The sequence below is a fragment of the Endozoicomonas sp. Z74 genome (assembly GCF_057680865.1).
On sequence record NZ_JBLYZI010000131.1, the window covers coordinates 1 to 12,526 of the forward strand.

At 51.6% G+C, this 12,526-nt stretch carries 11 protein-coding genes and 1 CRISPR repeat array; of the genes, 2 read left to right on the forward strand and 9 right to left on the reverse strand.

The window, feature by feature from the left end; translation table 11 throughout:
• Nucleotides 1-439 precede the first annotated feature (439 nt).
• From ACNRUY_RS23555 to ACNRUY_RS23565, 3 genes are read right to left on the reverse strand one after another with little or no spacing between them, the layout of a single operon-like run.
• Nucleotides 440-1,303, reverse strand: a complete 864-nt coding sequence (locus tag ACNRUY_RS23555) for an SDR family NAD(P)-dependent oxidoreductase (RefSeq protein ID WP_488114113.1) — start codon at nucleotides 1,301-1,303, stop codon at nucleotides 440-442.
• Nucleotides 1,287-3,065 (reverse strand): FAD-binding protein, encoded by a 1,779-nt coding sequence (locus tag ACNRUY_RS23560; RefSeq protein WP_488114114.1) that lies wholly within the window; start codon nucleotides 3,063-3,065, stop codon nucleotides 1,287-1,289. Before ACNRUY_RS23560 ends, ACNRUY_RS23555 begins: the two co-directional genes overlap by 17 nt.
• Nucleotides 3,066-3,084: 19 nt before the next feature.
• Nucleotides 3,085-3,861 (reverse strand): SDR family NAD(P)-dependent oxidoreductase, encoded by a 777-nt coding sequence (locus ACNRUY_RS23565; protein ID WP_488114115.1) that lies wholly within the window; start codon nucleotides 3,859-3,861, stop codon nucleotides 3,085-3,087.
• Nucleotides 3,862-4,114: 253 nt separating this feature from the next.
• Here ACNRUY_RS23565 and ACNRUY_RS23570 point away from each other — a divergent pair, with 253 nt between their 5' ends.
• The gene (locus ACNRUY_RS23570) at nucleotides 4,115-4,513 is read left to right on the forward strand and encodes a hypothetical protein (protein ID WP_488114116.1); all 399 of its coding nucleotides are present in this window, start codon (nucleotides 4,115-4,117) and stop codon (nucleotides 4,511-4,513) included.
• Nucleotides 4,514-4,686: 173 nt separating this feature from the next.
• Nucleotides 4,687-5,730, forward strand: a complete 1,044-nt coding sequence (locus ACNRUY_RS23575) for a 3-ketosteroid-9-alpha-monooxygenase, oxygenase component (protein ID WP_488114117.1) — start codon at nucleotides 4,687-4,689, stop codon at nucleotides 5,728-5,730.
• A 100-nt stretch (nucleotides 5,731-5,830) separates the two neighbouring features.
• Nucleotides 5,831-6,990: a CRISPR direct-repeat array (repeat unit 32 nt; unit sequence GTTTCAATTCGCGCTCCCGTGATGGGAGCGAC).
• 270 nt (nucleotides 6,991-7,260) lie between these two features.
• Here the strand turns inward: ACNRUY_RS23575 and cas2 are convergent.
• From cas2 to ACNRUY_RS23605, 6 genes are read right to left on the reverse strand one after another with little or no spacing between them, the layout of a single operon-like run.
• Entirely contained in the window at nucleotides 7,261-7,554 is a 294-nt protein-coding gene (gene cas2 / locus ACNRUY_RS23580) for a CRISPR-associated endonuclease Cas2 (RefSeq protein WP_488114118.1), read from the reverse strand.
• 14 nt (nucleotides 7,555-7,568) lie between these two features.
• Complete coding sequence (cas1c, locus tag ACNRUY_RS23585; protein ID WP_488114119.1) at nucleotides 7,569-8,588, reverse strand: type I-C CRISPR-associated endonuclease Cas1c; 1,020 nt, start codon at nucleotides 8,586-8,588, stop codon at nucleotides 7,569-7,571.
• On the reverse strand, nucleotides 8,585-9,208 hold the full coding sequence (cas4, locus tag ACNRUY_RS23590; RefSeq protein ID WP_488114120.1) for a CRISPR-associated protein Cas4: 624 nt from the start codon (nucleotides 9,206-9,208) through the stop codon (nucleotides 8,585-8,587). Before cas4 ends, cas1c begins: the two co-directional genes overlap by 4 nt.
• Nucleotides 9,209-9,210: 2 nt before the next feature.
• Complete coding sequence (gene cas7c / locus ACNRUY_RS23595) at nucleotides 9,211-10,062, reverse strand: type I-C CRISPR-associated protein Cas7/Csd2 (RefSeq protein ID WP_488114121.1); 852 nt, start codon at nucleotides 10,060-10,062, stop codon at nucleotides 9,211-9,213.
• Between the two features lie 10 nt (nucleotides 10,063-10,072).
• The gene (gene cas8c / locus ACNRUY_RS23600; protein ID WP_488114122.1) at nucleotides 10,073-12,076 is read right to left on the reverse strand and encodes a type I-C CRISPR-associated protein Cas8c/Csd1; all 2,004 of its coding nucleotides are present in this window, start codon (nucleotides 12,074-12,076) and stop codon (nucleotides 10,073-10,075) included.
• Nucleotides 12,073-12,414, reverse strand: a complete 342-nt coding sequence (locus ACNRUY_RS23605) for a type I-E CRISPR-associated protein Cas5/CasD (protein WP_488114123.1) — start codon at nucleotides 12,412-12,414, stop codon at nucleotides 12,073-12,075. Before ACNRUY_RS23605 ends, cas8c begins: the two co-directional genes overlap by 4 nt.
• Nucleotides 12,415-12,526 lie beyond the last annotated feature (112 nt).

Sequence of the window (12,526 nt, forward strand, 5' to 3'; positions counted from 1 at the left end):
CAACAAAATACCTGTCTCGTTACCTCGGGTGGAAAAGGTTTCTTAAAACTCAACTCTTCTCAGAGGAGGCTTTTTTAGATCAAGTTTCTATACATTGGGTAGAGCAACACTTAATTTGAACAGCGCCTGAATAGGCATTTGACAGAAATACCACGCAAGCCACCACTGCAATCCATCTCATAAATCAAAATACCTGAGCGGTTGTAGGAGGTATCAAAGATAGAAGAGCCCCTTTGCACTTTCAATACAGAGGCACATTTTGGAAACATCGTTCATAGTCACCATAAAATAGACTATGAATGATGGCTTCTTTTTTACTTTCCCCTCTAACAATCCTGAGGAATCCATGTATTTACATGGATGCCTCATAGTGATGATTTTCAAAACAAAAGATATTACAGCCCTCACTTCTTCCCGCTAAAAATGACCAACAAAGCAGTCACTCAATCACAGCCGGATTGGGCATGGCAGGCCCCCCCAGAAAAGGCCGATGAGAAGGAGGCTGTCGTCCATCCACATCCGTTACTTCCAGTGCTTCAGCCAGTTCTGCGGCAATCCAGACCCTTCCTGTTTTTTCCATAAGGTCATTCTGGTGGGCCAGTGCCGCAATTACCCGTCCCCCAAACTCCGGAGACTCCGCCGTCTCCTCTAGATGGGCGTATTTTTCCGGCTCCTGGGCAAACACCTTCTGAGTCCTTTCCGTTTTCACCAGCCCAAGCCAGAGTGAAAGACAGGCGACATTGTAAGGCTTAAGATCCACTCCCATATCCGCAGCAAATTTATCCACCGCCGCCTTACCTGCACCATAAGCGGGGCCGTGCATATAGCAGCGTCCACCAAAGGAAGAGGTATGGACAATCAAGCCATGGCGCTGCTCCGCCATAATGCGGGCGGCATAATAACTGGCCACATAGGTGGAACGCATGCCCACATCGAGAATATCAAGCATGGACAGGCTTTTTTCCCAGAACGGCCCGGTCTGGGTCAGCTGCTCTGGCAGGGCGGTGGCGTTGTTCACCAGAATATCCAGCCGGCCCGACGCTTTCTGGATACGCTGAAAAAGCGCTTCTACCTGGGCATCATCACTGTGGTCGCACACAACGGCAACGCCTTTGCCGCCCCGGTCATTAATGGCCTCAGCAGTAGCAAACACCGTTCCCGGTAATGGCGCATCCCCTTCCTGCTGACTGCGACCTGTGACATAAACGGTTGCGCCACTCTCCGCCAGGGCCAGGGCAATGCCTTTTCCCACTCCCCGGCTGGCACCGGTCACCAAAACCACTGAATCAGGATTCAACTGCACTTTCGAACTCCTTGTTCTTAACAGAGGAATGAGTCGATGACGGGACAGAACGAACCTCTGGCTGTTGCGCCGCGAGATGATTTGCCGCCAGATACCCAAAGGTCATGGCCGGGCCAAGGGTGGAACCCGCACCCGGATAAGTCTGCTTCATCACCGATGCAGAGGTATTGCCGATGGCATAGAGCCCGGCAATTCCGCTCCCCTCTCCGGTTAATACCTGACCATTGACGTCAGTAACCAGGCCGCCCTTGGTGCCAATATCACCAATATTCACCTTCACTGCATAGAAAGGGGCTTTCTCCAGACCACCAAGACAGGGATTGGGTTTCATTCCCGGATCACCGTAGTAACGATCAAACAGGGAATCCCCCTTGCCAAATTCCGGGTCTTTGCCCTCCAGGGCATATCGATTCAAATTGCCCACCGTTTCCACCAGGCCCTTCTGGTCCACTCCGATCTTTTCCGCCAGAGCCCTAAGGCTGTCAGCCTTCTGGTAAAAGTTCTGATACTGGCTGGACACCGCTTTATCAGGCACCGCATAACCCGGCAACAGGGGACCGCAAGGGTATTTCTGCCGATACTGCGCATCAAAAATAAACCAGCAGGGGGCCGACTGGGTATCGTACATCCCTTTACCAAAGTCATTGTATGGGGCCGCTTCATTGATAAAGCGCTTGCCTTTGCTGTTAACAAGAAGGCTGTATGGCAGGGCACGCTCAACAAACATCGAGCGGGAACGCGTTTCTCCTTCCACATGACAGGTGGGCGCCCACCAGCTTTCTGCCATTAACCCAGTGGCGGCCCCCAGCTTCAGACTGGCCTGAATGCCATCCCCCGTATTGATGCCCTCTGGAGTGGCACTCCATAAGGCTCTGGAAGGCTTTGGCAGGTATTGGTCACGCATGGCCTGATTGCTTTCAAAGCCACCGGCACCCAGAATCACGCCTTTCCGGGCCTTGATCCTGAGAGTTTTTCCCTCCCGGTTCACCGTCACCCCATAAACACGGCCATTGTCTTCCAGCAATGATTCCATGGGGCTGTTCAACCACAATGGAATGCCCCGGTCCAGCATGGAGGCCCTCAGAGCCCCTATCAGGGCATTGCCCAGGCAGAGGTACCGGTCCCGCTTTGATTTGAAACGCCAAGGCAGATCGCTGAAGTACCGCCACATAATTTTCATGTTGGTACCCAGAAACCCTTTGCCCCGACATAACAGCACCCGGGCCTCTTTCATGGTCATGGACATCAGACCCAGCATCAATGTGGCCGCTGTCGTCGGTCGCATGTGATCAAATTCTGCCCCCAGTTTGCGAGCATCAAAAGGCACCGGGTCCATGGACCGGTATCCTGGCATACCACCGGTCAACTCAGGGTAATAATCCGCATATTCAGGCTGAGCCTCATAGCGAACCTGGGTGTTTTCCTCCAGATAGCGCACCATCTTCTTCGCATTGGCCACATACGCCTCTATCCGTCCGTCCCCCGGATCCTCACCAATGACCCGCTTAATATAATCAGCGGCAACATCATCAGAGTCCTCAGCGCCCATCGCCTGCAACTGATCATTGTTGGGAATCCAGATGCCTCCACCGGAAATGGCCGAGGTGCCTCCGTAGAGATCACTCTTTTCCACCACCAGAACACTCATTCCCAGGTCATGAGCCCTGATGGAAGCGGTCAGCGCGCCAGCACCTGAGCCAACCACCACCACATCCACCACCTCATCCCAGGGCTGGTGGGTATTTTTTTTTGTCCTGTCCATATTGTGACTACCTGGTCGCTTAAACGTGATAACCGCCATCCACGGCAATGATCTGCCCGGTGATATATCTGGCCCGCTCAGAAGCCAGGAAAGAAACGGCATCGGCCACCTCTTCTGCCTGGCCAAACCGTTTCAGACAGAGGTTCTGCAGCACCGCCTGCTCCCAGGCTTTATCAAACTCGGTCTCTTTCAGTCTCAGGAAAATACCGGTTTCAATGACCCCAATGGCAACACTGTTGGCCCGGACACCGTGCACGCCTTCCTCTTTCGCAATGCCTTTGACCAGCGTTTCAATGGCCGCTTTCGGTGCCACGGATAACACATCTTTAGCGGGATAACGGAACAATCCTGCGGAACTGATATGAACCAGGGATCCCCCACTCTTCCTTAAATAGGGAATGGCGGCATGGGTGATATTAAAGAAGCCATTGACGTCGGACTGGATAATATCCTGCCAGAGCTCCGGCGTTACTTCTGAAATGTATTGCTGGGGAATGTCATAGCCGGTGGCCATCACCAGGGTATGAACAGAACCGTATTGCTTTGCCAGAGCCGCAAATACGGTCTCAATGCCATCGCGGTCATCCATGCTCAGCTGGAACACCAGAGCTTCGCCACCGGCTTCCACCAGAGAGGCCCGGACCTCTTCCGCCCTTTCTCTGTTTTTGTTGTAAGTCAGGGCAACGGCTACTCCCTGCTCTACCAGCCTGCGGCACACCGCTGACCCAACGCCACCACTCCCTCCAACGACCAGTGCAATCCCTTCAGGAAACTCTTTTTTATTATTATTCTGCATATAAATTATCCGGAGTATTCTTTTCTGTGTGGGCTCGGGCGGCTCTATCAGGCCTGCCCCCTGAAAAACAGGATTGTTCCAGGATGGATTCTTGCGATTCCCCTTTTAACCCTCATCGTCCAATAAGACTAAGCAGCCAGGGGCACCACGGCCCAGCCCGTTACCAACAGGCATTCAACTAATGTATAAAAGCCCCGGTACCTGATGGCTTCTATAGTTGAGGAATACCTTATTTCAGCCACAGGAAACCACTATGCAAACGACGCCCACGGAATCCATGCAAAGGCTCTCAGAAAGCACCTACCACGCAGGCAGCCATCGTGAAGGCATAGCCGGTTTCAATGAAAAGCCCGGACGCCCATTGTTCAGGTCAGATTACAATGGAAAGGAAAATAACAAAGCTGCAAATCCGTCCAGCTTATTGGATGAAGAGTTTCATTTCCTGAAAACCAGAATTTCCAACTTCGAATACACCACCAGCAAGCTGATCGCCTTGTTCGAAAGTTATGCTGATCACCCGGAACAATATCATCTGTCCGGGGACCATGATGACGAGTTGATGCAGGTTATGGCCTGTATTGAGAGCAGACTCCATAACCAGTTCAAAGCCGCCAGACAGCGTTTTGCCGACCACAAACAGATGACCACATAAACATGTGGTCAGAATCTCCCTCCAAACATTGATCTGAATCAATATCTTCTAACTCCTCGCCCAATATTTCGTCCACTCAGACGATGTTCAACCCTGTTGGCAAAACCGACAATCCCCGTGAGGATTGTCAATGCATCTGCCTGCAGGAAGCAGGCTGCGAGGAGAACAATAATATGAGCAAAGTGCACCTGATAGAGACCAACCCGATTCCGGATCGCTACGCCAGGGGCTGGCACTGCCTGGGAAAAGCCGAAAACTACAAGGACGGCAAAGCCCACACCATTGAGGCATTCGGAACCAAACTGGTGGCCTTCCAGGGTGAAGACGGTGACGTTCATATTCTTAATGCCTACTGCCCCCATATGGGCGCCGACCTCAGCAAAGGCTGCATAGAAGGCAACTCCATCCGGTGCCCTTTCCATGACTGGCGCTGGGACTCCGAAGGCGTCTGTGATGATATCCCCTACGCCAAACGCATTCCCCCAAGAGCCAGAACCAAAGCCTGGCCCAGCAGCGAACAGAACAACCTGCTGTTTGTCTGGAACGATCCGGAAGGCAACCCTCCCATTGAAGAGCAGGCCATCCCCCGAATCGACGCCTGCTTTGACGAGGAATGGGCCGACTGGGAAATCGCCGAAATGCACATCGGCACCAACTGCCGGGAACTGGTAGACAACGTAGCGGACAAAGCCCACTTTGGCCCGGTTCATGGTGCCCCCATCAAACTGTTCGCCAATGTCTTTGAAGGGCATACCGCAGAGCAGACCATGATCGGCGCCAGTGAGCGCCTGGCCGACGACAGTGAACTGAAAACCGTCGCCACCTATCACGGTCCCTCTTACCAGATCACTCATATGAGCGGAGAAATGAATGGTGTTCCCATTTACTCCGTCCTGCTGAACTGTCATGTGCCCATCGACCAGGACAACTTCACCCTGCGCTATGGGGTCATGGTCAAGAAAATCCCCGGACTCACCGACGAACAGAACCGTGAAGCCGCCCAGGCCTATATCAAACTGGCCCAGGAAGCCTTCTATGAGGATGTGGCCATCTGGGACAACAAGGTCCGGATCGACAACCCGCTCCTGTGTGACGGCGACGGCCCTGTCTACCAGCTGAGAAAGTGGTATGAACAGTTCTACACCGATGTCGCCGATCTCAGCGATGATCTGAAAGAGCGCAAGGTATTCAAAACGGAGTCTGAAATGGCGGTTTAAGGCCTGCTTATGGGGCTGTGTTGTATGCACGGCCCCTTTAGAAAACAAGAAAACACTTGCCTGGGATAGGAGCGATCCTTAATACTACCGGCCTTGATCAGTTTCATTTCACGCTCCCGTGATGGGAGCGACATGACTACATACAAAATTTACTCGACTATTTAAAGTTTCAATTCACGCTCCCGTGATGGGAGCGACTCCTTCACCACCGGCAACTCTCTCAGCACCGAACTCGTTTCAATTCACGCTCCCGTGATGGGAGCGACACAGTAATGACGAGCAGACCCTGCTGCAGGCCCTGTTTCAATTCACGCTCCCGTGATGGGAGCGACCACCAATGAGTGGTTCAAATTTAGAGCCGTCAGCAAGTTTCAATTCACGCTCCCGTGATGGGAGCGACTTGACCGTCCGTAATGTCACCGGCCCGGTTGAAAAGTTTCAATTCGCGCTCCCGTGATGGGAGCGACCGGGGTATCGGCTCGTCCGAAGGGGATGCACAGCGGTTTCAATTCGCGCTCCCGTGATGGGAGCGACGAACAGTGACCAACAACAACCGTTATGTGCAGACGTTTCAATTCGCGCTCCCGTGATGGGAGCGACGACGATTTTCGGACGAAAACTGCCCGTTCTGGAGTTTCAATTCGCGCTCCCGTGATGGGAGCGACGCCGCTCTGGTCGCAGGCTGGTCATTCAAAGAAGTTTCAATTCGCGCTCCCGTGATGGGAGCGACCGCTTTGCTGGGTCTCGATGATGTTATGACCGATGTTTCAATTCGCGCTCCCGTGATGGGAGCGACGTGATTTGAAGATTCGTCAGAGGGCTGGAGAGGTGGTTTCAATTCGCGCTCCCGTGATGGGAGCGACTCGAGTTCTGTCATGACCAGGGCGTTTTTATTGTTGTTTCAATTCGCGCTCCCGTGATGGGAGCGACTGGCACTACCTCTATTATTGATGCTGTTCAGGAAGTTTCAATTCGCGCTCCCGTGATGGGAGCGACGTCCTGTAAATCCTCGCAGCGAGTCTCCATGACAGTTTCAATTCGCGCTCCCGTGATGGGAGCGACGCCAGTACCTTTTACAATCGCCTGGCGGTCAAACGGTTTCAATTCGCGCTCCCGTGATGGGAGCGACACAGCTTGCCGGAACCTTTACAGGTTGGGCATTGTTTCAATTCGCGCTCCCGTGATGGGAGCGACGGTCTATCATCTCCTTGGTGTTATAACCCTCCTTGTTTCAATTCGCGCTCCCGTGATGGGAGCGACACCGAGCTATATAAGGCAGGGTTGGCGGAGCTTTGATGGCCTGTTTACGCTAACCCTCTTTATAGCTGCGGGTCAAAGCATACAAAATGCAGGTGCTGTATTCAAACCCCTTGTGTGTTAAGGCTTTCAGCCATACGCTAACAGTCCACATTGTTAAAGAGCACCAGGGGTTAGCGCAAAGGCGATTACCCCTGCGTTGATATTATACCAATAGCACTTTCTAAGTCCCCTATTGCGCTGGCTATCTGGGGTTAGAAAGTTTGATTGGTATTAGATAATCAACGTATCACCAAAAAGATCAATAGCCGGTTTGGCACCATGATGTTCAACCCTTCGGCGCCAATTAGCTCCCAGCTTATAAAAGCGCAGGCTATCGACGTCTTCATCGTAAGTGCTTAACAGCTGGTCTTTCAAATCAACCCATTGAGCAGGTGTCACTTCACACTCAAATACGGAGTACTGCACCCGCACACCATAATCAAGACAGATTTTTGCCAGCCGTCGCAGGCGTTTCGGCCCTGCCGGGTCACCCATGCTGACATCATAAGTAATCAATATCATCATAACGGCTTCCTCCTCTAGCGGCTCACAAATGGAGGGTAAGCAGCCAGATCACCCCTGATATGGCGAGCCAGCAGCAGCGACTGAATATGCGGCAAAAGCCCAATAGCTACCTTTTCTTTTAAATAGGGATGCATAACCTCCTCCTGCTTGCGTCCCTGCCATGCCGTCAGGAATTGCTTTCGTGTTTTGTCTTTCATAATCACCGCACCGCTGGCCTGATGCTCAAAATCATTAGCTGATAGCTGCTTACGGTTAATCAGGCTGAGTACCAGTCGGTCTACCCACCAGGCCCGAAATTCCTCCAATATATCCTGGGCAAGGCTGTCCCGGCCGGACCGGTCTGCATGGAGAAAGCCTGCCTGAGGGTCAAGCCCTACGCCTTGCAGGGCCGATGATATTTCCTGCCCCAGCAAGCTATAGCCAAACGACAACATGGCATTGACTGCATCCGTGGGAGGGCGGCGGTTACGGCCTTTAAAGGGGAAGTCCTTGCTGGCTGCTGGCAAAATCAGCTCATTAAACGCACCAAAGTAGATAGCAGCCGCTTCGCCCTCCAGCCCCCTGAGTGAATCAATATCATTGCTGCCCCTGATCATTTCCAGCCGTTGCCCCAGCTTGCCAACGGCTTCTTTTAAAGCCGCATTTTCCCCATGATTACGCAGCTGGCGCTGGAAGACGCTACGACCATTGACGACTTTAGCGGCAATCATCCAGCGGGCAATGGGCAACGGCTGCTCATGGCAAAGCTGGTATTGCTTTTTGCGCAATAGGATATTGCCACTCTGGCGACCATGAAACCGCCCAAGAAACCGGCCATACTCCGTAAACAGGGACAGGCCAATCCCCTGCTCACCACAGAACCCCATTAAAAACGGTGAAATCAGCACATTGCCAAAACAGAACAGGCTCTGTACGGAGTGGGCTGGCACCTGCATCAGTTTTTTTCTTGATTGCTCTATAACAATGGTTTCCCGCTCTTTATGAACATACGTCCCCTGGCGGGTAATATAGAGACTGTTTTGTAGTTTTTTCATACGTCCTTAAACAGCGCATCCACGTACTGCTGGCTCTGATCGTGCCTTAACAGCTCCGGCTGACAAAGATCATTAAGGGAACAGGCTTTGCACCGTTGCTTTTTAGCTACAGTGGTTGGTGTTATTTTTTTAGCGAACAGTTCACGAACAGCATCAATGACCGCAAGGGTTTTCTGTCTGAGCGTTGTATCAATCTCAACCTTTTCCCTGTGTCGGGTCTGCCAGTACCAAAGCGACCCAGTAGTTACTTCTGTATCCAGCATTTCTTCCAGACACAGCGCCTGGGCACAGAGCTGAATCCGATCCCAGTCGTCTGTTTTGGGTTTGCCCCGTTTGTACTCTACCGGCGTGAAACGGTTTTTGGCTTTATGGTGTTCCAGCAAGTCCAGCTTGCCGGTCAGCCCCAACTTTGGTGCATTAACCAGAACGCCGCGCTCAAAGCGTATTCCCCGGCGGCTTTCAGGCTCCCCCTTGTCTACCCGCTGGTGCAACACCTGCCCCTGGGCCGTGAACCAGTTTTCAGACCACGCCTGCTCCAGATGGATCAGCGCGCACTGCCGGGGGCAGTACGCGAAGTGTTGCAGGGCAGAGAGGGGGATCAGGTGTACATCTCCCTCCATGGTTAAAACCCGTCTATCTCCTCACAGCTCAACCCTTCCAGCTCGCCCAGTATGTAACTGGCATCCGGTTTTACATCCAGTAACCGGTGAACTTTTGCTGACGAATACTGCCCTGATTTACAGTTATGAGGCCACCAGATCAGTTTCTCTACGGCCATGGAGCCTTCGGGACGGGCTGATGAGGCATCGTTTTCAAACAGTCTGGGCAGCGTGTTTTTAATCACCTCTGCATCGTTATCACTGAACCCGGTCCGTTCTGCAAGCTGGGAGTTCATGCTGCCAAAAAAGACGTAAGTCGCCTGATCGATACGATGCTTCATGCCCATGGTGTCAGAGGATTTCTTTTTCCCATCCCCTTCACCACTCACACTTTTAGTGATCTGGGTCGAGCTGATATCCACACGTTCAATACTGAAGGCAGGATGAACAGATACGGGTCCCCGGATAGCAACCGAAACACCATCACTGCCTTCGCTTTTCCCTTTGAAGGCGAACAGCTGGCCAAAAGCCCGTACATCCAACCATTTTTCACAGGCTTTTGCTGCAATAGCTACAGGGTTTGCCGGTTGTTTTTTGCTGTTTTTAAAAATATCACCGCCTAAACCGTACTCATCTGATTCAGCCCTGGCCTTCAGGCTGACACAGCCATCCACTTTACGGTCATCCGACTGAACGAAAATATCATGCCCCTGCTCCAGCAACCGGTCACGCAGCTTGCGCTTCAGGCAGACATCACTGACTTCACCGACACCGGCATAATTGGCACGAGGGCGATTGCCATTAAGGGGGTCACCATTAGGATTTGCATTTTTGACGGTAAAAATAACCGCAAAATCAACTTTGTGAGTTAACATTCCTTGCTCCTTAGTTCACAGGGGTATTATCAGTATTCTTTTTGCCAGATTTCAGGCTGCGACGCATACAGTGATAACCGAGGAGGAAGTCCCCCTCTAAAGAGCGTCCCTTGATAAAACCACCTGTCTGTTCTATCTGTTGAAGAACATCGTCCAGCTGTTTATGCCTATCAACGATAAATCCTCTGCTCTGTGAAGATCCTTTCAGGCGCTGACAATAGGGCTGGATAGCCATTTCTATAATCGGCCAGGTATCGTATGGGCGCTGAAAAAACCGCTGCATGCTTCGCTCTGCATTGGTGGGGCGCTCCTCATCAGACTGCCTTAGGGCAAAAGCTTCAATATTTTCCGCAATGGCCAGTAAACAGCCATGCAGATAATCACGGTTTTTATTTTCAAGATCCAACATTGTCGTGTACTCCCTGGAATCAGGTGATCGCCTGCATTGCCCTTTCACCAAAGCGCAGGCAATACCCAGTGTTTTTTCCCACTGCCACTTTTCATCTTTTTTAAACGCAACCGGGTTTGCTGCCCTGCGTACCGACTGATTGACCAGATCACAGGGAATTTGTGCTCCATCCAGAATACAGGGCAGAAGTCGGGCAACAGTGGCTTTTTTCAGGTTATCGTCAAGCCTGCTTCCATAGGCAGCCGCGGCTATATCCCGGGGTGCCGGTGCACTGTACAGCCAGCGGGTCACCGTTTTTTTAGGGTTGTCCGGATCTTTGCAGGTTATTCGCAAGCGCCAGCTGAACTGGCTATGCCACTTCTCAATACGCTTAAGAAACTCAGAACCCGCCAACTCCCGGTAAAAGGTCACCGATAGCCTGCCCGGCGTCGCCGCTTCTAACCCGAGGGTTATGACATTGGCAGCATCCCCAAGCCGGGCTCTGTAACCCGCTATTTTTTGGCTTAACAGTCTGGAAAACTGCTGACCGACATCAGATTCCAGCATCGTTTCATCAAAGCCAGCAAAATTCAGGTCATCGTCATCATCGTCGTCAAACGTATCCGTGGTATTAGAAAATAGCTCTGGCAGCCCTGTACCCGACTGCTCCCAACTCACGATCACCTGTTCACTCTGTGTATACTCCGGCCCTTGTCGTGCTATCAGCCAGCGCAAGGCATTATGAGCTTTCTGGGAAGCAATCCAGCCCAATGTACAAGTCTGGTCAGGGGTAACAAGGCGGCCTTTAAATGCATAAAAACCTTTCAGCGAACTGGCTCCTTCTGAACCGGAGGGAACAGAAACCAGCTTGGAGCTGTCGCCGGGGCGGCGTATAAACTTGGGATGGTTTTTTCCGGCGGCCATCAACTGGCCGGTAATGAAACAAAGGCTTTGTTCATCACTAAGGCTGGCAAGGTAGTCACACCAGGCTTTTTGCAGGCTACTGTCTTCCCAGCAATTTGCTGATACCGAGGCATGCTCACCTTCAATTTCTACCCGCCACCTTACCAGAGCATAACCAGGGTCTTTATATTGCTCTTTTTCTTCTTTCCCCAGATTTTTTAATAACTTCGGAACCTCCTCACCTTCCAGATAGTGGACTTTAAAATGACCGGCAGAGTCTAACTCAAACAACCGACTTTTAACTAAATCCTGAATCAGTGTGCTTTTTAGCAAGTAATTTCTGACGGCTTCTGCTTTTGGATGGGTAAAAGGAGACTCTGTCCATTGAGCTAACTGCTCGCTGTAGCTCGTAAAACCAGATACCTTGCTTCCGCCATAATCTTTTTTATAGTCCTTAGCCAAATATTGAATGGTATCTGATAGGGCGTGAGGAGCAATTTTTGAACCAGACCTTCCAGCAGAAGCCTCCGTTGCGGGAATCAGGGTTGCTTCTTTGTCTACTAACGACGCCCGTCGAAAGCAGCCATCACCATCAAGGGTGACTTCAATATGTGCCTGTGGAGAAACGTGGTCTGTAGGCAAAAGCGGAATTTTTTCATCAGCATAGGCCGGGTTATCAAAGCACTGGTCGTAGGTTGCTACCAGATTGGCTAACCAGCTCATAGCATCGCCTCTTGCTCTACAGCCTGAATATTTTTACCCAGCTCCCAGTTTTTCTCAGGGGTCATTTTGCGAACGAAACGGCGCAGCAGGGATGGATCATCCGGTCTTGGAAACTCAATAACTCCCCGTTGCATTTTGGGATGCCACAACCGGGTATGCAGCTCATTGACACCGGTTTCAGTGGGGTAGTCAAAACCATGGAACATAAGGCCAAAGGCTAATTCCGGCGTATCATCATAATACCCTGCCCCCTCACCAAAGTTGCAAGGTTCAACATAAGCCGGGCAGTCACGGGTACCCAGAAAGACATCCTGCCTGCCTCCCCAGGGCAAAAACATGATCAAGAATCAATCAGCCCAAGCACTTTCATCATATAGTCTTCATCCCAGCCACAGGTTTTACGTTTGTTCTTGATACCAGCCTTCACTGAAGTATCAAGCTTGAGAAGGT